The organism is Salinibacterium sp. GXW1014 (genome assembly GCF_044769865.1).
Taxonomy (GTDB): domain Bacteria; phylum Actinomycetota; class Actinomycetes; order Actinomycetales; family Microbacteriaceae; genus Homoserinimonas.
In genome coordinates this window covers 646,161-669,967 of record NZ_JBIZWA010000002.1, presented here as the reverse complement: position 1 = coordinate 669,967, position 23,807 = coordinate 646,161, and the positions used below count along the sequence as shown (strand labels likewise).

26 protein-coding genes and 1 pseudogene are annotated in these 23,807 nt (G+C 68.2%); 12 read left to right on the top strand and 15 right to left on the bottom strand.

Annotated elements, in window-relative coordinates; all coding sequences use genetic code 11:
* Positions 1 to 132 precede the first annotated feature (132 nt).
* On the top strand, positions 133 to 1,176 hold the full coding sequence (locus tag ACIQK7_RS12960; RefSeq protein WP_403025559.1) for an alcohol dehydrogenase catalytic domain-containing protein: 1,044 nt from the start codon (positions 133 to 135) through the stop codon (positions 1,174 to 1,176).
* 53 nt (positions 1,177 to 1,229) lie between these two features.
* Here ACIQK7_RS12960 and ACIQK7_RS12955 read toward each other — a convergent pair whose 3' ends face one another.
* The gene (locus tag ACIQK7_RS12955; protein WP_403025557.1) at positions 1,230 to 1,562 is read right to left on the bottom strand and encodes an EAL domain-containing protein; all 333 of its coding nucleotides are present in this window, start codon (positions 1,560 to 1,562) and stop codon (positions 1,230 to 1,232) included.
* A 28-nt stretch (positions 1,563 to 1,590) separates the two neighbouring features.
* On the opposite strand from ACIQK7_RS12955, the gene ACIQK7_RS12950 reads away from it, so the two are divergent.
* Positions 1,591 to 1,806, top strand: a complete 216-nt coding sequence (locus ACIQK7_RS12950) for a hypothetical protein (RefSeq protein WP_403025556.1) — start codon at positions 1,591 to 1,593, stop codon at positions 1,804 to 1,806.
* Positions 1,807 to 1,920: 114 nt separating this feature from the next.
* Here ACIQK7_RS12950 and ACIQK7_RS12945 read toward each other — a convergent pair whose 3' ends face one another.
* Positions 1,921 to 2,217 carry a tautomerase family protein gene (locus tag ACIQK7_RS12945; RefSeq protein ID WP_403025554.1) on the bottom strand — a complete coding sequence of 99 codons (297 nt, stop codon included), beginning with the start codon at positions 2,215 to 2,217 and terminating at the stop codon, positions 1,921 to 1,923.
* On the opposite strand from ACIQK7_RS12945, the gene ACIQK7_RS12940 reads away from it, so the two are divergent.
* Positions 2,196 to 2,402 (top strand): DUF2277 domain-containing protein, encoded by a 207-nt coding sequence (locus ACIQK7_RS12940; protein WP_403025551.1) that lies wholly within the window; start codon positions 2,196 to 2,198, stop codon positions 2,400 to 2,402. The two genes, ACIQK7_RS12945 and ACIQK7_RS12940, sit on opposite strands and share 22 nt — an antisense overlap.
* Before the next feature lie 5 nt (positions 2,403 to 2,407).
* Here the strand turns inward: ACIQK7_RS12940 and ACIQK7_RS12935 are convergent, their stop codons facing one another.
* The 7 genes and pseudogenes from ACIQK7_RS12935 to ACIQK7_RS12905 form a co-directional block, all read right to left on the bottom strand.
* Positions 2,408 to 2,794 (bottom strand): hypothetical protein, encoded by a 387-nt coding sequence (locus tag ACIQK7_RS12935; RefSeq protein WP_403025549.1) that lies wholly within the window; start codon positions 2,792 to 2,794, stop codon positions 2,408 to 2,410.
* A 92-nt stretch (positions 2,795 to 2,886) separates the two neighbouring features.
* A complete protein-coding gene (locus ACIQK7_RS12930) occupies positions 2,887 to 3,714 on the bottom strand; it encodes a Cof-type HAD-IIB family hydrolase (protein WP_403025547.1) in 828 nt (275 codons plus the stop codon).
* A 55-nt stretch (positions 3,715 to 3,769) separates the two neighbouring features.
* Positions 3,770 to 4,330 (bottom strand): DNA glycosylase AlkZ-like family protein, encoded by a 561-nt coding sequence (locus tag ACIQK7_RS12925; RefSeq protein ID WP_403025544.1) that lies wholly within the window; start codon positions 4,328 to 4,330, stop codon positions 3,770 to 3,772.
* Positions 4,261 to 4,545: a DNA glycosylase AlkZ-like family protein gene (locus tag ACIQK7_RS12920; RefSeq protein WP_403025541.1), complete on the bottom strand. Its 285-nt coding sequence runs from the start codon at positions 4,543 to 4,545 to the stop codon at positions 4,261 to 4,263. Before ACIQK7_RS12920 ends, ACIQK7_RS12925 begins: the two co-directional genes overlap by 70 nt.
* A 12-nt stretch (positions 4,546 to 4,557) precedes the next feature.
* Positions 4,558 to 4,947 carry a DUF1801 domain-containing protein gene (locus ACIQK7_RS12915; protein ID WP_403025539.1) on the bottom strand — a complete coding sequence of 130 codons (390 nt, stop codon included), beginning with the start codon at positions 4,945 to 4,947 and terminating at the stop codon, positions 4,558 to 4,560.
* A gap of 79 nt (positions 4,948 to 5,026) precedes the next feature.
* Positions 5,027 to 6,112 (bottom strand): right-handed parallel beta-helix repeat-containing protein, encoded by a 1,086-nt coding sequence (locus ACIQK7_RS12910; RefSeq protein WP_403025536.1) that lies wholly within the window; start codon positions 6,110 to 6,112, stop codon positions 5,027 to 5,029.
* A gap of 47 nt (positions 6,113 to 6,159) precedes the next feature.
* Positions 6,160 to 6,852: pseudogene (locus ACIQK7_RS12905) on the bottom strand (DNA/RNA non-specific endonuclease); the annotation flags it as partial.
* Between the two features lie 79 nt (positions 6,853 to 6,931).
* Here ACIQK7_RS12905 and ACIQK7_RS12900 point away from each other — a divergent pair.
* Both ACIQK7_RS12900 and ACIQK7_RS12895 read left to right on the top strand, forming a co-directional pair.
* Entirely contained in the window at positions 6,932 to 7,348 is a 417-nt protein-coding gene (locus ACIQK7_RS12900) for a DUF3151 domain-containing protein (RefSeq protein WP_403025533.1), read from the top strand.
* Positions 7,349 to 7,361: 13 nt separating this feature from the next.
* On the top strand, positions 7,362 to 8,411 hold the full coding sequence (locus ACIQK7_RS12895; RefSeq protein WP_403025530.1) for a DUF418 domain-containing protein: 1,050 nt from the start codon (positions 7,362 to 7,364) through the stop codon (positions 8,409 to 8,411).
* Here ACIQK7_RS12895 and ACIQK7_RS12890 read toward each other — a convergent pair.
* Entirely contained in the window at positions 8,408 to 9,829 is a 1,422-nt protein-coding gene (locus ACIQK7_RS12890) for an FAD-dependent monooxygenase (RefSeq protein WP_403025528.1), read from the bottom strand. The genes ACIQK7_RS12895 and ACIQK7_RS12890 overlap by 4 nt on opposite strands.
* Before the next feature lie 102 nt (positions 9,830 to 9,931).
* Entirely contained in the window at positions 9,932 to 12,850 is a 2,919-nt protein-coding gene (locus tag ACIQK7_RS12885) for a DUF2207 domain-containing protein (protein WP_403025526.1), read from the bottom strand.
* A gap of 157 nt (positions 12,851 to 13,007) precedes the next feature.
* Here ACIQK7_RS12885 and ACIQK7_RS12880 point away from each other — a divergent pair, with 157 nt between their 5' ends.
* The 3 genes from ACIQK7_RS12880 to ACIQK7_RS12870 all read left to right on the top strand — a co-directional run bounded on the left by ACIQK7_RS12880 (position 13,008) and on the right by ACIQK7_RS12870 (position 14,982).
* On the top strand, positions 13,008 to 13,400 hold the full coding sequence (locus tag ACIQK7_RS12880) for a ChaB family protein (RefSeq protein WP_403025523.1): 393 nt from the start codon (positions 13,008 to 13,010) through the stop codon (positions 13,398 to 13,400).
* Positions 13,401 to 13,485: 85 nt separating this feature from the next.
* Positions 13,486 to 14,091, top strand: coding sequence for a hypothetical protein (locus ACIQK7_RS12875; protein ID WP_403025522.1), 606 nt, complete (start codon positions 13,486 to 13,488; stop codon positions 14,089 to 14,091).
* A 117-nt stretch (positions 14,092 to 14,208) separates the two neighbouring features.
* On the top strand, positions 14,209 to 14,982 hold the full coding sequence (locus tag ACIQK7_RS12870; RefSeq protein ID WP_403025520.1) for an SDR family NAD(P)-dependent oxidoreductase: 774 nt from the start codon (positions 14,209 to 14,211) through the stop codon (positions 14,980 to 14,982).
* On the opposite strand, the gene ACIQK7_RS12865 is transcribed toward ACIQK7_RS12870, so the two are convergent.
* The 3 genes from ACIQK7_RS12865 to ACIQK7_RS12855 are packed head-to-tail and all read right to left on the bottom strand — an operon-like array spanning position 14,968 to position 18,392.
* A complete protein-coding gene (locus ACIQK7_RS12865; protein WP_403025518.1) occupies positions 14,968 to 15,651 on the bottom strand; it encodes a DNA alkylation repair protein in 684 nt (227 codons plus the stop codon). The genes ACIQK7_RS12870 and ACIQK7_RS12865 overlap by 15 nt on opposite strands.
* Positions 15,652 to 15,673: 22 nt before the next feature.
* Positions 15,674 to 16,357, bottom strand: a complete 684-nt coding sequence (locus ACIQK7_RS12860; RefSeq protein ID WP_403025515.1) for an NADPH-dependent F420 reductase — start codon at positions 16,355 to 16,357, stop codon at positions 15,674 to 15,676.
* A 13-nt stretch (positions 16,358 to 16,370) separates the two neighbouring features.
* Complete coding sequence (locus tag ACIQK7_RS12855) at positions 16,371 to 18,392, bottom strand: DUF262 domain-containing protein (protein ID WP_403025513.1); 2,022 nt, start codon at positions 18,390 to 18,392, stop codon at positions 16,371 to 16,373.
* A 93-nt stretch (positions 18,393 to 18,485) separates the two neighbouring features.
* Here ACIQK7_RS12855 and ACIQK7_RS12850 point away from each other — a divergent pair, with 93 nt between their 5' ends.
* The 4 genes from ACIQK7_RS12850 (at position 18,486) to ACIQK7_RS12835 (ending at position 21,863) form a co-directional block, all read left to right on the top strand.
* Positions 18,486 to 19,259, top strand: a complete 774-nt coding sequence (locus ACIQK7_RS12850) for a hypothetical protein (RefSeq protein ID WP_325208895.1) — start codon at positions 18,486 to 18,488, stop codon at positions 19,257 to 19,259.
* Positions 19,260 to 19,336: 77 nt separating this feature from the next.
* Positions 19,337 to 20,104, top strand: coding sequence for a DsbA family protein (locus ACIQK7_RS12845; protein WP_403025511.1), 768 nt, complete (start codon positions 19,337 to 19,339; stop codon positions 20,102 to 20,104).
* Between the two features lie 156 nt (positions 20,105 to 20,260).
* Entirely contained in the window at positions 20,261 to 20,875 is a 615-nt protein-coding gene (locus ACIQK7_RS12840; protein WP_403025510.1) for a hypothetical protein, read from the top strand.
* A 58-nt stretch (positions 20,876 to 20,933) separates the two neighbouring features.
* Positions 20,934 to 21,863 (top strand): NAD(P)/FAD-dependent oxidoreductase, encoded by a 930-nt coding sequence (locus tag ACIQK7_RS12835; RefSeq protein ID WP_403025509.1) that lies wholly within the window; start codon positions 20,934 to 20,936, stop codon positions 21,861 to 21,863.
* Positions 21,864 to 22,082: 219 nt separating this feature from the next.
* Here the strand turns inward: ACIQK7_RS12835 and ACIQK7_RS12830 are convergent, their stop codons facing one another.
* Positions 22,083 to 23,795: a DEAD/DEAH box helicase gene (locus ACIQK7_RS12830; protein ID WP_403025508.1), complete on the bottom strand. Its 1,713-nt coding sequence runs from the start codon at positions 23,793 to 23,795 to the stop codon at positions 22,083 to 22,085.
* Positions 23,796 to 23,807 lie beyond the last annotated feature (12 nt).

Genomic DNA, 23,807 nt, shown 5'->3' with positions numbered 1-23,807 from the left:
GTCTGTTGGGCAGTCGCATTGTTGCGCGCTGACCCTGTCAACGTGGATGCAGCGTGGTTAGTATCCGCTAAGAGTGCAGCGTCGTCTCTCGGTGCCGTGAACGTGCCGCGGCGTTGCCGGTAGGAGGACCAGATGAAAGCCGTGCGCTTCACGCAGTGGAAGACCTTCCCCACGCTCGAGGAAGTTGAACGCCCGACGCCCGCCCCCGGCGAGGTGCTGCTGAAGATTGCCGGCGCGGGTGCCTGCCACTCCGACGTCGCGATCTTCGAGCAGTTCGACGAGAGCATGGGGGAGCAGCTGGCCCCCAGCTACACGCTGGGCCACGAGAACTCCGGCTGGGTCGAGGAGGTTGGCGAAGGTGTGACCGGCTTCGAGAAGGGGGAGGCCTACCTGGTCTACGGCCCCATCGGCTGTGGCCGCTGCCCCGCCTGCTCTCGCGGCCAGGACACCTACTGTTACAACGCAGAGACCCAGCCCTACCTCGCGACCGGGCTGGGACGCGACGGCGGCATGGCCGAATACATGACGGTGCCCGCGCGGAACCTCGTCCCACTCGGCGATGCCGACCCGGTGGATGCCGCGCCGCTCGCCGATGCCGCCCTGACCCCGTACCACGCCATCAAATTGTCGCTGCCGAAGCTTGCCGGCGGTGGAAAGACCGCCCTCGTGATCGGGCTCGGCGGGCTCGGCCAGCTGGGGGTCCAGCTCCTGCGCGTGCTCACCGGGGCGACCGTCATTGCGACCGACATGAAGCCGGAGGCGATGGCTGAGGCAGAGAAGGCAGGCGCGGTGACCGTGCCGGGCGGCGACGACCAAGTGGAGCGCATCCGTGAGCTCACCGGCGGGCAAGGTGTCGATGCGGTCTTCGACTTCGTCGGGGTGACCCAGACGATCGGGCTCGCGCAGAAGGTCGTGCGACGCCAGGGGCGCATCACCGTCATTGGGGTCGCCGGGTCGCCCACCCAGTGGGACTTCTACTCGAACCCCTACGAGGCAGAACTCACCAACACCTACTGGGGCACCATCGAAGAACTGCACGAGGTGGCTGCCCTCTACCGCGCCGGCCAGATCACCCCGAGTGTCACCCGTTACTCAATGGATGACGCGCTGCAGGCTTACCACGACCTCCACGACGGCAAGCTCTCGGGCCGTGCAGTCGTCGTACCGCACGCGTGAGCGACTGAGGGAGACCGGCCCCGGTGGTATCGAGGTCCGGAACGAGCAGCGACTTACACGCTGAGGAAGCCGCCAAGTGCTTCGGCTTTGAGTGGTCGTGAGTAGTGGAACCCCTGGGCAATGTCGCAGCCGAGTTCGGTGAGACCCGCGAGTTGCTCACGGGTTTCGACGCCCTCAGCGACGACTGTGACATCGAGTGCGTGGGCGAGTTCGATGCAGCTTGTGATGATCGCAGTCGCTTCCGGGGAGACGCCGAGTTTGCTGACGAAGGAACGGTCAATTTTGATCTCATCGATCGGAAAGTCGGAGAGATACGAGAAACCGGCGTGCCCGGTGCCGAAGTCGTCCACAGAGAGACGGATGCCCAGCTGGTGAAGGCGCTCCAAATTCTCGTGGGCGTGCGGGGCATCCGTGATGACCTCGGCGACGTTTGAGGATGGCGAGTTCCGCATCGACATCGGTGCGGACGGGCCGTTCCAGTCCACGGACGACTTCCTCGCGATCGGCAGCAGCCTCGGTGGTGAGTTCTCACTCGTCGAGGATGGCGACGGCTATGTCATCACCGGACAGCCCTGGAGCGGGTCCGACACTGCCCTCGGAACGGGCACCATGCAGTTCAGCTGCAACTAGCGCCCGGCTTATGGGCTGAACGGACTTGGCATCAGCAACGCCCCGGCGTCTGTAACTGCTCGGCGACGCGTTCGCAGGCACAGGGTGCTTCTGGAAACGACCTTTGACCGCAGCTCAGACGTGAATGTCGAATCCGAGGTCGGCGTCTGCGGCGGGTATTCCGGTGCTCATTCCCCAGTTCTGAGGGTCGATCTCGTGCAGGATCACCGTGACATGGCCGGGTGGGATTCCGGCTGCCTCGTGGAGTCGGTCGCGGAGCTCGGCGAACAGCCGACGCTTGGCATCGATGGTGCGGCCCGCAAAGCAATCGATCGTGACGATCGTGTATCGCTCCGGTTCATTGAGCCCGTCGGGCGTGATGAACCGGCTCGGCGCATGCTCGACAAGAGGTGAGTGGGTCGACCCACCCATCGCGCGCGAATGCCGAGGCGTTCGAGCGGGCGATCGACGAGATCGCGCAGACCACGCGACGGCTGCTCGATGACCTCGTTACGAACGCCCCTCCCAAGAGCCGGGAAGCAGAAGCGCTCAAGGGCCGCGCCCGTCATGAGAAGCGCATGGAGCGCGAGGTGCGCATCCGCACCTCGTCGGCGTGAGGTCGTCAGAAGAGCAGCGAGACCAACGACACGATGAAGCCGGCCACGCCGGTGGCCAGCATGACCATCGCCAGCGTCATGAAGATCCGCTCGGCCTGTGAACGCCTGTGGAACGTCACGCGCTCGGGGCGGGCCGGGGAGACATATCCCGTGACAGTCCAGTCGGAGAGGCGGATGCTCGGGTCGAGCGCCTGCGAGTAGGTGCGGTCGTCGACGGTCCAGATGGCGACGAGGCGCTGTTCGAGGTCGTCGACCACCGTGACCTGCACGGGCTGGCGCTTGCCGCCGGCCACGCGCAGCAGGAGTGCGACCGCGAGGCAGAGAATTCCAACCACGCCGCCGATCCACGACATGAGCTCGCCGATGATGCCGACGGCCTCGGCGGTGGTCATCCTCGGGCGCGAGAGGGACGTGGCGTCAAGGGCCTGCTTTCGACTCGGTGGCGCGGGATGGGAGCGATCGGAGTCTATCTGTGCCCGACCGCTCAGATCCCGAGCAGGTGCTCCAGTGCCGTGACGACGCCGTGCTCCTGGTTGCTGGGCGCGAGATAGCGGGCGTTGTCGCGCACCGTCGGGTGCGCGTTGGCCATCGCGAACGACCAGTCCGCCGCATCCAGCATCTGCAGGTCGTTGAGGTAGTCGCCGAAGACGACCGTCCGGGCCGGCGTGACCCCGGATGCTTCCTGCAGCTTTCGCACACCACGACCCTTGTCGACGCCATCGTTCATGATGTCGACCCAACGCTTGCCCGAGACGACCACCTGGTGGGTCTCGGCGAGCTCGCGGAAGGTCGTGCCCGCGGTGTCCTCCGCATCCGTGAAGTCGCAGATAGCCAGCTTGAGCACGTCGTCGCTGACGTCCATCAGGTCTGCGACGGTCTCAAGGCGGGCATAGTACTTCTGGGCCTCGGCAAGGAACGCCGGTTCGCTGTTGTCGATGTAGGCGCTGGCAAGGCCACACACCACAAGGCCGAGGTTCTTCTCGCTGTGCCGCACTGTCTCGATCACCCGCTGCACGGTGGCGGCATCCATGGCCGTCGACGACAAGACCTTCCCACCCTGCACCACGAGGTTGCCGTTCTCCGCGACATAGGTGAGGTCGCCCGGCACTCGCGAGAACACCTCACTCAGGGTGGCGTACTGGCGTCCGCTCGCGGGCACGAACGCGATCCCGCGTGACTGCATCACCTCGAGGAGGGGCCAGAACGACTCGGGCACGTTTCCGTCATCCGTCAGCAGGGAACCATCCATGTCGCAGACGACGAGACGGATGTCATGCGGCCCCGGCGGGATGGAAGTCCAAGGGCGAGCCATGATGGTTCGGTTCTCGTGCGGGGTGATTGCATCCTCCAGTCGTCGCGTCTCAAGGCTACCCGTGCGGCCACGAAGCGACGGCGGCGTCGATCGCGCTTCGCGTTCGCGCCGGCACGTTCTCGACGATGTCGACGACGGGCTGCTTGTCGCGCGGCATCCGCCAGGTCCCCACGACGACGCCGTCGACCAGGACTGCGGGGCGGAACACGCCGTTGTTTCCGGGGACGAGCGCCGCGAGCATCCGCGGGCTCGCGACGAGCGAGCGGTCTGCGTAGCCGAGGATCCACTCGTCAAAGGCCGGCACGAGCGTGACCCCGCTCGCTTCCGCCGACGTCGCTTCGCCGATCATCCATGCGGTCGCGCCGTCCACCGAGACGGTGACCAGGTCGTCGACGGATGCCACGGCGCGGCGCAGCACGCCGAGCGGCAGTTTCGTCCACCACGCCAGGTCAGCCTCCGTCACGGGCCCCCTCGCCGAGACGTAGCCGCGCACCACCGCGGCGAGCGCCGCATCGGGGTCAGCTGGTTCGTGCGCGGGGGAGAGGGTCAGCAGAAGTGCAGCAGGGCGGCCAGCTGCTCGGGCGTGGTCGCGAAGAGGGTGCCGCGCATGGGCCACGAGCGCACGAGTTCTCCCGCATCGAACGCCGCGCGCACGTCGGCGAGTGTCGTCTCCGCACGCGAGCGGATAGCGATCGCCCGCAGCACGCCGGGGAGGTCCTGTCCCTGCAGGGCCACGGCACGCCGCACGACTTCGGCGGGGGTGAGCGACGAACCGCCCAACAGTTGGGTGTGCCAGCGCTGTCGCCGGGCATCCGTCGCGGTGAGGTCCATTGGAGGCGCCTGTCACTCCCGGGTCGCAGCGAGTGAGCGCTCGAGGAGCTCTCGAAGCACGTCCCGGTCCACCCCGGTGAGGCGGGTGAGATAGAGGCATGCCGTGCTGGCGCGGTGCGGGCCGAGCCTCTCCAACAGGTCCGGCCACTGTTGGGCGAAGTCCCGCTCGAGGTAGATGGTGTGCTTGGTGCCCGTCGCGAAGGCGAGTTCAGGCGCCCGTCCGCCATGGCCGCTCTCGTAGCGGTACTCGTACTCCCCGAAGCCGACGATCCGGCCTGCCCAGACGACGGGCTCGTGTCCGCTGACTTCTCTGTGGAGCGCGAGAAGCTCTTCGGCCTCGGCGCGGCGCGGCCCCGTTGCACGCTCGAGCGCCTCCGCAACGGGCATGTTGGATGGCGACATCGCGGGTTCCTTCGCAGCCACAGTGCGTCTCTCTTCCACTCGTTCACCGGCTCGGATGCCGGTCACACTACCGCCATCCTCAGTCGACGCTGTCGGAGCCCCGCACCTTCGTGTCGCCGATGTCACTGAGCCGGTTGTCGGCCAGCTCGATGTCGTCACCGGCATCGATACGGATGCCATTCGGGGAGCGCTGAATCCTGTTGTCGGTCACCGCAACAGCACGCGGCACGCCTCTGCCTCGGCCGTCGGCTCCGTCATCCTCTCGCAGCCGTATCGCCCAGAAGTCGCCCTCGCCGCCGCTGATCCTGTTGTTGCGGATGATCGTTCCGGGCCCGTTCCGCACTTCGATCCCGACCATCGACTCATCTCCAGCCGTGATGTCGTTGTCCTCCACCACCGTGTCGGGGGTGCCGAGGATGACGAGGATCCCCCGCTCGTTGTTTTTCAGTGTGTTCCCGTGTACCCAGTTGTGTTCGCCGCTCGCGTCGTGCTTGTGCTTCTTGCCGCCGGAGTTGCCGAGCGCATTCCCGGCCCTGTTACCGACCACGAAGTTGTGCCGGGAATCGTCTTCGGCCCGAGGATCGCGCTGGTCTGCCGTGCCCTCGATGGCGATTCCGTAGCCACGTCCGCCCGGCCCGACGCCCGTGGCATCCGCCAGGTGGTTGTCGGCGAGGGTCACCTCACGCGTCGCCTTCGCCGAGATTCCGTGCCGCTCGAACCGCTCGACACGCACGTGCTCGACGAGCATGTGGCTGCTGGGTCGGCCGTCGCGCGGGCCGAGATGGATGCCATACATTGGGCCGCCCCCAGCATCCGCGTCGTTCGGGTCGTCGGCGAGGGGGCCGTCGTGGCGCGACGTAATGGTGAGGTCAGCCACGATGACGTCGGTGACACCGGCACCCCGGATGACGCGGCTGTCGTCGTCGCCATCGAACGACGTGACGAGCACGGTCTTGCTCGCGCCGGCGCCGCGCAGGTGAACTCCGCTGCGGAGCAGGAGGTTCGCCGAGTCGTCATTCGGGTGGGTGGACTTCAGATCGTAGGTGCCCGGTGGAAGCACGACCTCGTCGCCCGAATCTGCCGCCGCGATCGCGTCTCGGATCGCCGCAGCATCATCACCGGACTCGGGCGCCGGGTCGGCACCGAACTCTGTGACGTCGAGCAAATCGCCACCTGCGTCAGCCGCTCGATGTCCCGGATCGGCACCTGGAAGGTGCGGAACGGTCCCAGCGGGGGAGTCGCCTCGCTCGCCTCAGCACGGTGGAACGCCTCCTGCAGGTCGACACCATCGAGCTCGGCGCCCTGTTCAAGGAGAAAGCCGGCCGCCGCGAGCGCCCCGGCCGCATCCGACCAGATGGCGATCTTCCAGAACGCCAGCGGAATCTGCACGCCCCGATAGAGCGGGTCTGCATCTGCGAGCACTGGCCCCGTGAACACCGTCAGGCGCAGCGAGTGGGCCCGCGCGTGCTCCAATACGTGATCCTCGAGGCCAAGTCAGAGGAGCTTCGACTGGTTGAAACCGGATGCCTGGGGTGCGGCGTTCGTGTAGGCGAAGGTGTCGAGGTTTGCTCTCTGCGCAACATCCTGAGCACCCCACACAGGGTCCCGGCGCCGCACCAGGTGCCCGCGATCGAGGTCGTTGTTGCGATAGAGCGCAGGCCCGGCCTGTTCATCGGCGGGGATGCGACTCTCCAGGTGCCAGTCATCGCCCCGCGAGACCTCCACGAGACTGGCGCCATCGATGTTCACGGCGGTTGCGGTCGCGAGGCGTCGCTCCCGATCGTGAAGGACAGTGAAGTGCGTGTAGGGGAGCTCGGCTACGCGGCGTCCGTGCTCGGGTCGCGGCAGCGGCACATTGGTAGCCAGGAAGGTTGACTCGTAGCCGTCCCCGAACTCGTGGTCCATATGCGTGAGAGTAGGTCGCGCCACTGAAGATTCCCACCGCAAGAGCCGTGCGGAGTCGGCTGCGCGCTACCGTTGACCCATGCCCACGAACCTGCTCGGCCCGGAGCCGACCCTGCTGCCCGAAGAGCCTGATGTTGTGAAGGATGTCGCCGACGACGACTTCACGTCGGCCGACGTGGCCCTCGCACACCCCACCTCGTCCCTCGCGTGGGCGCTCCTTGCCGATGAGGCCTACGAGCAGGGCAAGACCCTCGAGTCCTATGCCTTCGCGCGGGTCGGCTACCACCGCGGCCTCGACGCGCTGCGCCGCTCAGGCTGGAAGGGCCACGGCCCCATCCCGTGGTCGCACGAACCCAACCGGGGGGTGCTGCGGGCGCTCTTCGCCCTGCAGCGCGCCGCCGACGCGATCGGCGAAGAGGATGAGGTCGAGCGGCTGGCCAGGTTCCTCGACGACTCCGACCCTGTGGCAGCCGAGAAGATTCGCAGCGGCGAGTAGCTGGCCGCGCCCGATGCGAGCAGCCGACACGCGCATCCGGGGCCTCGATATCGCGCGAGGTGTCGCCGTGCTGGGCATGTTCACCGCCCACACGGTCTCAGTCAGCGAGCCCACGGGGGCGTTCGTCGTGCTCGACGAGCTTGCGGGTGGCACGCGACCGCGGATGCTCTTCGCCCTCGTTGGCGGCATCTCGCTCGGCCTGCTCGTGGCAGGGACTCCGCGTGGCCGTGTGCATTGGCAGGTTGCGATCCGCGGCATCCTGCTGCTGGCACTCGGCCTGCTCCTGGAGTCGTTCTTCTCCGGCGTCAGTGTCGTGATCGACGAGTGGGGCATCCTCTTCCTCCTGATGCTGCCGCTGCTCTTCGTGCCGTCAGCATGGCTGCTGGCCGGCGCTGCCGTGCTCCTGGTGGCCGGACACATCGCGATCCTGGCAGGCGTCGGGCGCACGGTTCCGGTCGGTGACGGCCTGCTTGGGGTGATCGGCGCTGAGGCGATCGGTTGGGTGCTCACGGGCTCCTACCCGATGGTCACCTGGCTCCCGTCCATCATCGCCGGATACCTCCTCGCCCGAGCCGACCTGCTTCGCCCTAGAACCCAGGTGGCGATGGTAATCGCCGGGGCGGTGTTCTTCGCCGTGGGCCTCGCGCTCACCCTCTCCCTCGATCCCGACGGCGGACCCTCGTCGTGGCCGTCCGCTCTCGCCCTGCAACTCTCGGCCCTCGGAGCCGCGGCACTCACCGTCGCCGTCCTGATCTGGATCACGTCGCCACGGGCGGGTACCGCAGGCGGCATCGCCGGACGCATCCTGTATCCCCTCGCCGCAGCCGGCGCCATGCCCCTCACGGTCTACACGACGCACGTGCTCGCGCTCGCCGCCTGGTATGTGCTCGACCCGGCCGGGTGGGGCCCGGATGCCACGACCTGGATGATCTTCACGGCAGTGACGCTCGTCGTCGCCCCCGTGTGGAGGAAGACGATCGGGCAGGGCCCCCTCGAGTGGCTGCTCGCCTTCCTCAGCGGGCGGACGGGATTCGTGGCGCGGCTCGCCGCGAACCGAGCTTAGGCGGCGGGCGCCCCGAACCAGCGGCCGAGGTGCTCTCGCAGTTCAGCCACGTCGTGGCCCGCCCACGCGACGTAGCCGTCTGGGCGCAGCACCACGGCCGGGGCGTCGAGCTCATCGCAGCGCTCGGGAACGTGATCGACGCGGTCGTGCCAACCATCGACGGTGTACCGGCCCGAGGGGTCGATGAGCAGGCCGCGCGCCCCGTGCATCCGCTCGTAGAGCCTCTCGTCGCCCAGGGGCATGTCGCGCAGGTGGGTGCCGATGAGCGGATGCTCGCCCGATTCATAGCGCACATCGACGCCCGTGACCTTCTCGGTGAGCCTGCGGTTGACCTCGTCGATCTCGATGAGTTCCGCGAGGAGACGGCGCACCGCCTGGGCTCCCGGATCGAGCGACATGAGGTGCATCTGGGCGCGCGTGTTGTCGAGCACGGCGGATGCCACGGGCCGCCGTTCGCGCTCATAGCTGTCGAGGAGCCCATCCGGCGCCTGGCCGAGCACCTCGGCGGCGAGTTTCCACCCGAGGTTGGCGGCATCCTGGAGCCCGAGGTTGAGCCCCTGGCCGCCGACGGGAGGGTGCACGTGTGCGGCGTCTCCCGCGAGCAGCACCCTGCCGACGCGGTAGCGCGCCGCGAGTCGGGTGCCGTCACCGAAGCGCGAGAGCCAGCGGGGCGAGTGGGCGCCGAAGTCGGTGCCCGCGGCATCCCGCATCGCCGCTGTGAGATCGTCGAGGCTCGGCGGCACCGAACGATCGCTTGCCACCTCACGCGCCGGCGCCACAACGCGAAAGTAGCCGTCGCCGATCGGGCCCGCCCCGAAGCGAAGCTGCGTCGCGCGAACCTGGGCGACAGTCGCCATGATCTCCTCGAGCGGTGCGCTGAGCGCCACCTCGGCAAGGAGGGTGTCGTTGCGGCTCGGCTCGCCGACGAAGTCGACACCAAGCATCCTGCGCACCCGGCTGCGCCCACCGTCGCATCCGACCAGGTAGCGGGCTCGAAGCGACGAGCCATCTGCGAAATCGACCGTCACGCCGTTGTCGTCCTGCCCCAGGCCGACGACCTCACGCTCGCGCCGTAGCTCGACGCCGAGCTCCTCCGCCCGCTCGAGCAGGATGCGCTCCGTGGTCGTCTGTGGGATGCCCAAGACATAGGGATGTGCCGTGTCGAGCGTAGGCGCGGGAGCCGTCAGCCCCGCGAAGAACCCGCCGACCGGGTATGTCTGGCCGAGCGGGAGCATGCGCTCCAGCAGGCCGCGCTGCGCCATGAGCTCGATGCTGCGAACGTGTAACCCGAGGGCTCTCACAATCTCGGTCGGCTCGGCATCCCGTTCCAGTACGAGTGCCTCGACACCCTGCAGTGCGAGCTCGCACGCCAGCATCACCCCGGTCGGACCGCCGCCGACCACAATCACATCGTGCATCGCATCCCCTTCGCCTCGGCGAACGATCCTGCCCCAGGCAGGGGGTCTTGCGGCAAGCCCCCACTGCGGCCGTACCATGGAACTGCGGGGGAGAGGCGGCGCTTACTTCTTCTTGCGCCGCCGCGTGAGGATCAGGCCCGTCACGGCCGCCGCAATCCCCGCGAGCGTCGGTACCGCCATTACGCCGAGCGCGGGATGATCACTCGCCATTTCGGCGCTCGCCCAGAAGAACAGGATGAGCGCCCCGAGCGCCGAGGCCGGGGCCAGCCACCGGATCATGTCCCGCAGCAGGCCTGGGCGGCGGGCCGTCTCGCGGAGCGGTCCCCTCGCGAGCGCGAGCAGTCCGAGTCCGACCGCGATGACGGAGAGCACCCCGACCACCACCGTCGGCATGTTCTTTTCCGCCTCGATGTCGTCGAGGGCCGAGGCGTCGGGTCCGGCGAAGGTTCCCTCAGGGAAGTCGAGGATCGTGCCGAGGTCGGTCCAGCCGAGACGCGAGGGGTAGCTGTCGTGCTCGCCATGGCGGAGTTCCAGCAGGTGCACCCGCGCGCCATCCTCGCCGCGTGACGTCGTGTCCTCCGTGACGCTGCCCGGCTCGGGAGCGTCGTCCCCGTAGTGGTCGAGGAGTGCGACGGTGCCAAAGGGGATGGGTGCCTCCATCCACTCGCGCACGACCTCGGAGGTGTCGGGGTCCTTCGTCAGCCAGCCGCCGTCACGCACGAGACCTTCGAGCTCCTGCGGGATGCGCAGTTCCAGCGTGAACGGTTCGAGTTCGTCGTCCGGGTCCCAGCCGTAGTCGTACTCCCAACCGTCGACCAGTGCTGCCCACCGCACGCGGTCGACGCGGTCGCCACCGACAGCATCCGCCGCTGTCGCCGCGGACGTATAGCGGTAGTCGATACGCACCTCGTGCTCACCGCTCACAACTTCGACCATGCGGGTGACGATGTAGGTGTCGTCCCCGTCGATGCCTGTGTCGAACGGCACCGCCTTGCCGCCTACTGTCACACGCTCGATCTCGAGGCCGAGGTCGTGGCCATCGTGCACGCGCGGCCACTGGTGCATGTACTGGGGCGGATGCCGCATGCTGTCGTCGAAGTCGACGAGCGCCGTCTGGCTCACCTCGAGCACGGCCCGGTCATCCGCGCCGCGACTCAACTCGGCGCTCGCCTCAAAGGAGCGCACCGTGTGGCCCCAGGTTCCAGGCAGGTCGCCCTCATACATGAGGGCATCCGGCTCGTAGTTGTACGGGCTCGTCATCGTGCTCGCGATGGCGATCGAGCCGCCGACGAGTGCGAGGGCGAGCAGGCGCACGAGGATGCGAGTGGGGGAGAGGTAGCCTTCGGGGTCCGGTTCGCGATCGGCCGCGTCATCCGAAGCAGTCGCCTCCTGCGCGGCAAGCTCGCCCACCCGGCGTGCGGTCGCACGGGGAGCGCCGAAGAGCACGACGTAGGGGAGCAGCCTGTCGCGTGTCGTCGTGCGGTCGAGGAGCTGCGTGCGCTCGGCATAGGCCTCGATGCCGAGCAGGTGCTGCCGAATGAGCGCGCCTTCCTTCGTGAGCGGCCGTGCCGAGAGCGCGATTGCGAGCACGATGAGTGCGATCGCGGACGACACGAGCACGAACGCGACGGGCCACCACACGATCGCGAGCGTCGCCTGGTGCGAGAGCTGGCGCACGAGTCCCCACTGCACGATCGTCAGGGCGGTGGGTGCGGCGATGAAGAGGTCGCGCACGAAGCCATGCGGGATGCGCCGCAGCCCCCTTCTGAGTTGCTCACGGCGTTCCCCCGCGCGTAGGTATCGCGTCAGCGCCCGCGGCAGGTCGCCGACGCGGCCGGCCCGCCGCGCAACCTGCGCGACGCGCACCCGACTGCGACTCTCCAGCGCCTCCGCGAGTTCCATCGTGCGAGGTGCGCGCAGGATCTGCGCGGCGAGACGCGGCGAGACCTCGCGCGGCGGCTCAGCCTGCGCGGTGAACCAAGGGCGCCCGCGCTCATCGCTCCAGGCGACCGCCCGGGCCGCGAGCGCGAACAGGAGTGTGACCGCGAGGAAGGCCAGCGGCGCGAGCGGACCGAAGGTCTGCACCCACCAGAGGGTGGACTTCGGCGGCATCGTGAAGGTCTCGGCCTCGAAGGGCATGGTGAACCACGCGTTCGAGTGCGGTGGCATGTTCTGCTCGTTGGTGAAGTTGTAGACCGCGGTGCCGGGCGGGGCATCCGCCTCTGCCTCGATCCAGTCGCTCGCCGCCAGGAGCGTCCACGCGAGCCCGCCACGCGGCTGCCGCAGCAGTCGCTCGTCGAGTTCCTCCGGCAGCGTGACCGTCACGTCGAGCGCCGCGAAACCCTGCGGCCACGACGGCCCGAACACGTCCCACTCGAGCATGTCGATCGGCGCACCCGAGGCCTCATCCGTCGTCTGGTAAGCCAGATGGTGCAGCGTGTACTCGAGCACGTACTGGTGGTCGCCCGTCAGTTCCTGCTCGCTCATGATCGAGAGCCGAAGCTGGTCGGGCGTCGCGCTGCGCCCCACCTCGATGGGGGCGCCGTCGAGGGTCGCACGGATGTCGCTGGGCGCGAGATCGTGCCCCTGGTAGTTCGTGGCGAGCACGCGTTCGATGCCGCGCTCGCGCACGTCCTCGGGAAAGAGCGCGTCGATCGTCTCGACCACCTCGGCGCGCACGGTGCCGTCGGGTGCGCGCGTGATCGTGTAATCGACGTCGAACTTGCGGGCGATCCACGTCTCGGTCGCGGAGGATGCCGAGGAGGTGATGTCGTCAAGCTCCATGGGCTTGTTGATGACGGGCCCGAACGTGAGCACGAGGCCCGCGACCCCGACCATGGCCCAGAAGGCACGGATGCTGTACTGCAGCTTCTTGCCGCCGTGCGAACGCAGCCACGCCTCGAGCGCGAGCAGCGCTGCGGAGAGGAACGCCCAGACGGGCGTGTGCCTCGGGGCAACGTCGGGAATGCGCTCAGCGTCATCGAGGGTGGGCTCGTCGGCCGAGGAACGCTCGCGGGGCACGCGTGCAGTCTAGCCATCGGTTCGCCAAGCACCTCGCCGCCGAGCGCCAAGCACGGGGGCACTGTGATCACGCGGCCGACGACAGAGCTGTGAGACGTTCGGGCAATACAGAGGTCACGCTCCTACCGTCGCAACACAACGACCAAGGAGGACACGGATGCCCGGAGCAAAGGAACTTCCCTCGACCCTTGAGCGCTCGCCGAAGCACGCGCAGGAGATTTGGATCAAGGCCCACGACTCGGCCGTCGAAAGCTACGGCGAGGGCGAACGCGCCCACCGCACCGCGTTCTCGGCGCTCAAGCACGAGTATGAGAAGGTCGGCGACCACTGGGAGAAGAAGTCATCGAGTGGCCCCTCCGACAAGAAGGCAGCGGGCGGGCGCGGCTCAAAGGGCGAGACGAAGGGGGGCGTCGATGCCAACGCGACCAAGAAGCACCTCTACGACGTCGCCAAGCGCCTCGACGTGCCCGGCCGCTCGCGCATGAACAAGGACGAGCTCGTCGACGCGATCCAGAAGGCCAACGATCGCGAGACGCGCAAGAGCCGCTAGATGAACTCGGCCCGGCAGTTTCACTGCTGGTGGCGCGCGATCTCCGCGCTGTAGATCTGTGGGAAGCTGCCGCCATACTGTACGGGTGACCGACGCATCCGCTACCCCGTCCGCGACGCCCGCTGGCGGCGTCGACCACCGCCCGCAGTTCTTCGTCAAGCAAAAGATCACCATGATGGTGAACCGCTACGAGATCCGCGCAGCCAATCCCGACGGCAGCGAAGGCGTCGTGATCGCGATCGCGCAGCAGAAACGCATGGCCTTCAAGGAGCAGGTCACGTTCTATGCGGACGAAGCCCGCACGCAGCCCGTCTTCTCGTTCAAGGCACGCCAGGCGCTCGACCTCGCCGCCGTCTACGACGTGTTTGACGCATCCGGCGCCGCCATCGGGTGGTTCCAGAAAGACTTCGGGGCGAGCCTGCTGCGCTCCAGCTTTCACCTCGCAGGCCCCGGCATTGACGCCTACGGGCAGGAGCGCAACCAGGCCATCGCGATCATTCGCCGCTTCGTCGAGCTCCCGTTCGCGTTCCACTTCGACTTCACCGACAAGGCCACCGGTCAGCTCGTCATGTCGAGCGAACGGCAAATGAGCCTCCGCGACCGATACACCGTCACCGTGCCCGACACCCGCGTCGACTTTCGCCTCGCCGCCGCCATGGCGGTTGGGCTCGACGCGCTCATGCAGCGGTAGCCGAAGGCACCGACCGAGTCCCGACTGCTCGTCGACACCCCACGCAATGTACCCTCGAAGCGCGGGGGATACGGCGCCACCACCGGCGTCATGGCGAGCATCCGCGAGGGGCGAAGAATGACGGATGCCACGGGCCGCGGTGTGCTCATCACGGGAGCCTCACGGGGCATCGGTCGCGCTACCGCGATCGCCTTCGCGCGGGCGGGCAGTCGCGTCGCTGCGCACTACGGCAGTTCCCGCGAGGACGCCGAGCAGACCCTCGCCCTCCTGCCAGGCGAGGGGCACACGATCATCGGGGGAGACCTCTCGACGCCGGATGCGGCACGCCACATCGTCGACACTGCCGTCGCTGAGCTCGGCACCCTCGATGTGCTCGTCAACAACGCCGCGGTCGGCCCTGACGCGGCCAACGCCCACCCAATCGACGCAGGCGACTGGAACACCTGGGTCGACGCGTGGGACAGGATGACCCGCACGAATCTGCTCGGGCCCGCCCACGTGACCTGGGCCTTCGCGCGGCACCTCATTGAGCGCGGTGCTCCCGGCGCGATCGTCAACGTCGGCTCCCGCGGCGCGTACCGCGGCGAGGCAGACCACGCCGCCTACGGCGCGACGAAAGCGGCCCTGCATGCCTTCGGGCAGTCGATCTCACAGCGGCTCGCGCCGCACGGGATCGCCGTGACATCCGTCGCCCCCGGCTTCGTCGCGACTGAGCGGCAGCAGGAGAAGCTCGCGGGGGAGCGCGGCGACGAGCTGCGCGCCCAGAGCCCCTTCGGGCGGGTCGGCACCCCCGAGGAGATCGCCGACACGATCGTCTACCTCGCGTCGCCCGCCGCCGTCTGGGCCTCCGGCGCGGTCGTCGACCTCAACGGGGCGTCACACCTGCGCTGACGGTGCCTCCTGGCGCCGCACGATCTCCGCGATCCAGATCGGGGCGAACGGCGACGTACAGTTTGGAGGCGTCGGATAGTCCTTGAGCACTTCGAGGCGCTCGCCGATCGCGACCGCCCGGTCGCGGAACTCGGGGTGGGTGATGCCAATCTGGGCGAGGCACGTGTTCATCGCCCACTGCAGCCGGTCGGGGGCATCCTTCATCTCTGCCTCGATTGTATCGAGTAGCCCCGCCAGGTCGAGTCCCTCGGGCCGTTTCACCACTCGCTCGCTCGTGAGCGCCCACCCGGCGCTCGTCACCACCGGGTCGGCATCCGCTAGCCACGCGAGCCGAAGCTCGTCGGCGTGCGGGTTCTTCTTGACGACATAGTTCACGAGCCAGTCATGTGCCTTCGGCGCCCGGGCCTCGCGCAGCATGGCGTCGAGTTCGCCAGCGCTGTAGAGCTTCGGGCGGCAGACAAGCAGGGCGAGAAGGCGGGCGACCGTGACATCCGTGGCCCACAGCTCGACCGCAAGCTCGTGCTGGACTTTCAGCCGCTTGGCGATCGCGCGCAGTTTCGACAGGTTGACCCCGTGATCGTCGCCGTGTCGCTCGTTGACCGCTCGCGCTCGCGGGTCTTCGAGCGACGCGAGTTCGGCCAGCAGTTCGCTCACCTGGGTGTCAGACATCGTGCTCCCTCTTGCGTTGCTCTCAGTCAACCCCACGTCCGCGCGCCCGCGCCACCACCTGCCCCCGCGCCGACGTCGGGAAGCGCGCCAACATCGCTCGCACCTCAGTCGCGGTGACATCTGCGCCGAAGAGCTCCGTGTTGGGTTCGAAGCGCATGCCCTCCGCGAGCGGGCCCGCGTCGACGGGATCGAAGCCGAGGTCGTCGATGAGCTGTGCCACTTCCACCTTCGCTGCCGCGTCGTCGCCGGCGAAGGCAATCGCCTTGCGTCCAGGCGTGCCGGGCGGCCTCGGCTCATCTTCAAGGTCGTGGTACCCGACGTGATTGAACGCCTTCACAACCCGCGACTCGGGGAGGAACGCCTGCACGATCTCACTCGACGAGGTGCGCGGGTCAGCGAAGTCGGGACGGATGCCGTCGGTTTCCCACCAGTAGTTCATTGCGTCCACGACCGTCTTGCCAGCCAGCGCCGACACCGGCAGCGTGCGGTGCGCGCTGAGGGGGAGCGCGAGCACGACGAGATCGGCCCGCTCCGCAGCATCCGCCACCGTGGTCGCGGTGATGCCACCCTCGCGGTCGGCCGCACCCAGCGGGATGAACGCCGGGTCACCCGAACGGGCGAGCAACACACGGTATCCGGATGCCGCGGCGAGCCGTGCGAGCACCATGCCCGCCTTGCCCGCCCCGATGATGCCGAGCGTCGTCACACGCGGCGCCAGGTCACATGGCCTCGCCGATGTAGGAGTACTTGACGAAGACCTCGGCTGCGATGCCCGCCTCCTCGAGGAGCCCCTGTAGGGCGGTCAGCATGTACTTCGAGTCCCAGCCCATGTAGATGAAGTGGCCCTCATCGATCTGGTCCCAGTGGCCCGTCCACGCCTGCTCGTCGAAGATGGGGCCGCCGCGCTGCTCCGTGAAGGCGATGACGGATGCCCGGTCATCCGCCCACAGGCGCTTGAAGACGCGGTTGAAGAGGTACTTGACGTCGTAGACCTCCCAGTGCTCGCCGCGGTACTCGACGTACTCGAACTCGCGCTCCCACCCGCGCGGCCACCCGCTGCGGCGCTGCGCGTCGAGGATCGGCGTGAGACCGTCGTCGTCGATGCCGACCTCCGGCGTGGTGGGCCAGATGCGCAGGAACTCGGATGTCAGGGCCGCCGTGCGCTCGCCGATGGCCGCCGTGCCCCAGGCAGGCAGCTCGGCGAGGTCCCGTGAGATGCCGACCGCGCTGGCGTCGTAGACGGCGCGCTTCTGCGGGAAGGGCGCCTCCATGCCGCGTTCCGCGAGGTGCTCCTCCAGGAGCGTCAGGTTGCCGATCGTCGGGGCGAGGGCGCGGTGGCTGTTCTGTTCGTCCTCGCTCAGTTCGGCCCAGCTGCGCTCGCCGTCGCCCGTCCACGCATCGCCTGGGGCCAGCGGCAGCACGTGGTCGACATCGAGTCCCTCCGTGCTGTCGACGCCCGCGATGCGACCCAGCACGTAGGCGGGGTGGGGGAGCGCCCCGTACTTGAGGGCGACTCGCACACGGGCATCCGATGGCGTGACGCGGGCGATCGCCCGCAGCAGTTGCTCCGCGCCCTCGAGCCGCGCGCGGCACATGCGCGCGACGAGGCGCTTGGTGCTGAGGCCGATGACCGAGCGGCGCAGCAGGAGTGACTGCAGGCGCTCGAGCACCTCGATGAGTTCGTCCCTGCTCGCGGTGCCGCGTGAATAGTCGCGGTAGGCCTGCATCGCGAGCGGGAACATGCCCCGGCCGAAGGTGCCGAGGTATGCGAGGTGGCGCGAGACCGTGGCATCCGTCTCAAGCTCCGGATGCAGCAGGGTGCGGTAGATCTCCGAGAACTCCCGCCACTCGGTCGCCCGGGCCCGCAGCGTGTCGACGTCGAGCCTGGGGAACTCATGGCGGAAGGCGTCGTAGACCGCGCGCGGGATCGCGGTGTCGACCTCGCGTCCCGTCGTCGCGATCAGGTAGTGCCGCCAGAACTCGCCGATCGTCGTGCCCGTGTTGCGCTCGATCGGCAGCCAGAACTCGTCTTCGATCTCGCTCTGCTCGGCGTGCGTGAGCCCCATGAGCACGTAGTTGTGGATGAGTTCGTGGTCACGCAGGGGTGCGCCCGTCGAGTTGAGGCTCTCGAAGATCTGCTGCGCGTTCGCCTCCTCGTGGAGGGCGATCGCGACATGCTCGAGGCGCTGCAGGCCGCGCCAGATGCGGGGCACCTCACTCGCGGGGATCTGGCTGCGGAAGAACGCGTAGTTGTCGTCGAAGCGCGAATCCCGCAGCTCGGCATCCGCCCCACGCCGGTCGAGCACGACACTCTCGAAGACCTGCGCCCACTCGCGGTGGGGCCGCAGCTTGGTGCGGTTCGGGTCGTCTGCCCTCGCGAGCACGGCGCGCAGCTTCTCGGCGAGCGTTACGTCACCCGTGAGCTCCGGATGCTGCAGCACGGCATGGTGCAGGGCAGCAACCAGAAGCATGAGGGTCGTGATGCGCTGCTGCCCGTCGATGAGCACGAGTTCCCGCGAGTCGCCGTCGTGGCTCGCCGACGAGAGGATCGAGCCGATGAAGTGGTGGTGGCCGTCGCGGGAGTCCGCGACCGCACGGATGTCTGCCAGCAGTTGCTCGCATCCGTCGATGTCCCAGCGGTACTGGCGCTGGTAGACGGGAACGACGATCGTGGTGGCGGGATCTGAGAGCCAGCGCATCGTGTTGACAGCGGTGGCATCGACATTCGTGGCTGTGCTCATCGCTCCCGAGTCTATTCACCCCCGGATGTTAGGCTCCCCTTAGTTGGGCCTGTTAAAACGTGCTGGCCCTCAACGAAAGGGATGATCCACCTCATGGGTTACATCAAGTCCGCCGCGCTCGAAGAGACCGGCTACGTCGTCCTCGACAAGTACAACCGCGAAATCGACCCCAAGGAATGGCTCGACATCGAGTATGTCGACTGGAAGTCCTCGGGTGAGACTCGCTTCGCACCCCTGGCCAGCGCCAAGGGCGAGATCGAGGTCAACGGGTTCTGGAACCACACGCCGCCCCGCACCGACAAGGACGGGGTCTGGATCCCGTCGCAGGTCGAGAAGGCCCCCACGCTCACCGAGCGTGCCATGGAGCCGGGCGCCAATGTCGGCCGTTGCCGCGTGATCGAGCTCCTGCCGAACACCTACGCGGATGCCCTGTACAACCTCCACCAGGACGACAACAACCGTCTCAACCCCGATGGCACCGGCTGGGTCGTCCGTGGCTTCTTCAACCTCACGGACGACAAGGACAGCTACTTCGTCCTCCGCGAGAACCGCACCGACCCGAGCGTCGAGTACCGCATCGCGCTGCCCGCCGGCGCACAGATCATCGTCGACACGCAGCGCCTCTGGCACGCCGTCGCCCACAACGGCACCGAGCCGCGATACTGCCTCATCACCTCGTGGGAGTCGGGCGAGGAGCTCGACGCCTACATGGCCAAGTACAACGCGGTCAGCCGGGTGCCCAACGTCGAGGTGCCGCAGGACGTGCTCGACGCGGGCCAGGCCGAGCAGGAGCGTCGCATCGCCGCCCGTGCCGCCTACTACGCGGCGAAGGGCCAGGCCGAGAAGACGGCCATGAGCGAGGCCTGATCCTCCTCTGACGCGAGGAACCCCCGGTGCCCGTCACCGGGGGTTCTCCATGTCCGGACATCGATATCGTTGAGGGCATGGGCAAGAAGGACGACCGCACGCTCGCAATCCGCCAGAAGGCCAACGAGGCTCGCATGCGGGAGAAGAAGGCTGAGGCGCGCCGCCGCGCGCTCATCCAGGGTGGCATCGTCCTCGGCGTGCTCGTCGTCGTCGCGGCGATCGTGATCGCCGTCGTCATGGGCAACCGGGCGGCCAGGGAGGTCACGAGCCCGGAGAACACCGCCACCGTCGCGCTGGGGGAGGCGCGCGACATCCCGTTCCAGATTGCGGGTACGTCCGTGCGCGTGGGTCCGGAGGATGCGCCCGTCACGATCTCGCTCTATGAGGACTTCTCCTGCCCCCACTGCAAGAACTATGAGGCGGCCGTGGGGCAGACGCTGCACGAACTCATCGCCGAAGGTGGCGTCGCGGTCGAGTACCACCCCATCAACGTCGTGAGCGAGTACGGCATCCGGGCCGGCAGTGCCGCCGCCTGCGTCGCCGCCCATGAGCCCGAGAGCTGGACGACCGCGCACGCCTCACTGTTCGCGGTGCACGACGCGTCGACGGATGCCTGGAACAACGAACAGTTCGCCACCTTCCTCAACGGACAGGGCATCGGGGGAGACGAGCTGATCGAGTGTGTCGAGTCGGGACGCTACGCCAACTGGATCAAGCAGAACACGCTCGACGCACGCGACGCCGGGATCGGCTCGACCCCGACGCTGCTCATCAACGGAGAGCGCCAGCAGGCGCTCCTGAGCCCCGAGCAGCTGCGCGCGGCGGTGGAGGAGAGCGCCTCCTGACACCCCAGTTTTCGGGGGTCACGGCGCGTCGCGGAACTGGGGCTTCTTCCGCGGCCGTCTGCATGCTTATGATGTGCGAGACATCGCCGATGCCCTAGCAACATCCGTCCATTCGGGGGATCTCCCCAGGACCGTCAGAAAGACCAGAACAGCCCTATGGACATCGGCAGCATCGTCGTGAACGCGCTTGGATTCATCGGCACCGCGTTCTCGATCCTCATGTGGATCCCGCAGGCCCGGATCACCTGGGGCGCGCGCAACGATCCGGCGAAGCTCGCGGGAATCTCCGAGACGACGCAGTGGCTCCTTACCGGCAGCTATCTGGTGTGGGGCATCTACGGCCTGCTCGCCGACTCCCCGTGGATCGCGGCGCCGAGCGTTGTCGCCCTGCCGATCGCCATCGCATCCGTCATCATCGTGCGCCGCGGACGCCGTCTGCCGCTGACGGTGTCGGTGCCGATCATCTCGGCCGACGAGACGCACTCCAACCTCGACGAGACGCACCTGGATGCCGCGACCGGGCCGATTCTCGTGCCCGTCGCCGAGGAGATCGCCGCGTTCGACATCACGACGCCCATCACTGTGATTCCCGCCGACGCCGAGGCGGAGTCGACCGCGACGGGCACGATCCCGATCCTTGCGAGCGAGCCGCTCCAGGCGGAGGTCGCGGTCGAGGCCCACGGGGACCCAGCCGAGCCGACGCGTGGAACTCCCGCCGCGACCCCGGCCCCCTCAGTCAGCGACACGGGCATCATCACGATCCAGGCGTAGCTCCTCCCTGAGCGCTGCGCCCCTTGCGCGTGCCCGGGAGCAAGGGGAGCCTGTGCTGGTGGACAGCAATCAGTGGGATGTCATCGTCATCGGGGGTGGCTCAGCGGGCCTCAGCGCCGCGCTGCAACTGGGCAGGGCCGGGCGGCGCGTGCTCGTGATCGACGCGGGGGAGTCGAGGAACCGCTTCGCCGAGCACATGCACGGTGTGCTCGGCAGCGACGGACTTTCGCCGCTTGAGTACCTTGAGCGGGGGCGCGAGGAGGTCCGACGCTACGGTGTCGAGCTGCACCACGGTTCGGTCACGACGGTGGGCGAGCAAGGTCGCCTCCTGCACGTCGAGACCGCGACGGGCGAGCACTTCTCGGGCAGGCGGGTGATCGCGGCATCCGGATGCCGTGACGGCGTCGCAGATCTGCCAGGCATGGGAGAGCGCTGGGGCAGGGACGTGCTGCACTGCCCCTACTGCCACGGCTGGGAGTTTCGGGGCGCCCGACTTGGCGTGCTCGCCTCGTCGACCGCGAGCATCCACCAGGCGCTGCTCGTGCGCCAGTGGAGCGAGCGCCTCGTGTTCTTCAACGCCGAGTCGGGAGACCTGCCGGTGGATGTCTCGGCTCGCCTGCAGGCACGGGGCGTGATCGTTGAGTCGCGCCCGCCATCACGGCTCGTCGTCAGGGAGGATCGCCTCACGGGCATCGAGCTGCAGGGTGGCGACGTGATTCCGGTGGACGCGCTCTTCACGACGCCGATCCTGAAGTCCAACGAGGAGTACCTCGACGGCCTTGCCCTCGAACGCGAGGAATCAAAGCTCGGCGGCTTCTTGAAGACCGACAAGGCGGGTCGCACGAGCAACCCGAAGGTGTGGGCGGTCGGCAACGTCGCGCGGCCAGCCGAGACGGTGCCTATGGTGCTGGCCGCCGGATCCGCTGCCGGGGCGGCCGTCAACATGGACCTCATTGAGGAGGAGTTCGAGACCGCGCTGGGCGAGTGATGCGGAGCGCGTGGCTAGTCCCCTGTGCGGGCTGCCGTCGAAGATGGCGCGGGCGGCGGTCTGCGGTTACTGATGCACTTTCGGTGCGACACGCCGTGCGGGAGCGCTCCCAGGCGGCGTGTCGAACGAAAAGGTTGCTGGTCACCGCACGCCCGCACGCAGCAACCGCCACGCGCCTGGGCCCGGCGGCCGCGGCGCGCAGCTGCCTGACAAAAGCGCCTAGCGGTCGCGGCGCGGCTTGCGGCCGCGGTCCGGGGCGATCTCGATGAGCTTGCCGCTGATGCGGGTGTTCTTGAGCTTGCCGAGCACGTCACGGGGCAGGTCGGCAGGCAACTCGACGATCGAGAAGTCGAGCATGATCTTGATCGCGCCGAAGTCCTCCCGGCTGAAGCCGCCCTCATTCGCGAGCGCGCCGACGATCTGGCGCGGCTCGACCTTGTGACGGCGGCCCACCTCAATGCGGTACGGCGCGTACCTGGAGTTGCCGCCGCGCGAGCGGGGCTCGCGACGCTCTCCGCGCTCGGGCCGGTCGTCGCGATCGAAGCGCGCCTGGCGTGCGGGCCGCTCATCTTCCTTCGAGAGGAGCAGCGGGGTCTCACCTTGGGCGACGACCGCGAGCGCCGCGGCGACGTCAAGCTCGGGCACGTCGTGGTGCTGCACGTAGTGCGTGATGATGTCGCGGAACGCCGAGATGCGGCCCGTCTCGCTCAGCGCCGCCGTGATGGCGTCGTCGAAGCGGGTGAGGCGGGTGACGTTCACGTCGTCGACGCTCGGCAGCTGCATCTCGGTGAGCGGCTGGCGTGTCGCGCGCTCGATCGCGGTGAGGAGCCGACGCTCGCGCGGGGTCACGAAGCTGATCGCGGCGCCGCTGCGACCCGCGCGACCCGTGCGGCCAATGCGGTGCACGTAGGACTCGGTGTCGATCGGGATGTCGAAGTTGACCACGTGGCTGATGCGGTCGACGTCGAGGCCGCGCGCCGCGACATCCGTCGCCACCAGGATGTCGAGCTTGCCCGACTTGAGTTGCCCGACCGTGCGCTCGCGCTGGGCCTGGGCGACATCGCCGCTGATCGCGGCGGCCGAGTAGCCGCGAGCGCGGAGCTTCTCGGCGAGGTTCTCGGTCTCGCTCTTGGTGCGGACGAAGACGATCATGCCCTCGAAGTTCTCGACCTCGAGGATGCGGGTGAGCGCGTCGACCTTCTGCGGATAGGAGACGATCAGGTAGCGCTGCGTGACGTTCGCGGAGGTCGTGGTCTTGGTCTTGACCGTGATCTCCTCGGGGTCGTGCAGGTACTTCTGAGAGATGCGACGGATCGCGGCCGGCATGGTCGCCGAGAAGAGGGCGACCTGCTTCTCATCGGGGGTCTCGGCGAGGATCGTCTCGACGTCCTCAGCGAAGCCCATCTTGAGCATCTCGTCGGCCTCATCGAGCACGAGGTACTTGAGTTCAGAGAGGTCGAGGGTGCCCTTGGCGATGTGGTCCATGATGCGGCCGGGGGTGCCGACGACGACATGCACGCCGCGGCGGAGGGCCGAGAGCTGCACGCCGTAGGCCTGGCCGCCGTAGACCGGGAGCACGCTCACGCCGCGGAGGTGCGCCGCGTACTGCTCGAAGGCCTCACAGACCTGGAGCGCGAGCTCACGGGTGGGGGAGAGCACGAGCGCCTGCGGCGTCTTCTGGGCCGGGTCGAGGCGGGAGAGGATGGGCAGGGCGAATGCCGCGGTCTTGCCGGTGCCCGTCTGGGCGAGTCCGACGACGTCGCGACCCGTGAGGAGCACGGGGATCGTCGCGGCCTGGATGGCGGAAGGGGTCTCGTAGCCGACGTCCTTGACGGCGCGCAGGACATTGTCACTGAGGCCGAGATCGGAGAACGTCGTCTGGGAGGTGGCGGCGTCGGTATCGGCCTGCGTGGGGGTGTCGAGCGTGGTCATCCGAGCAACGTT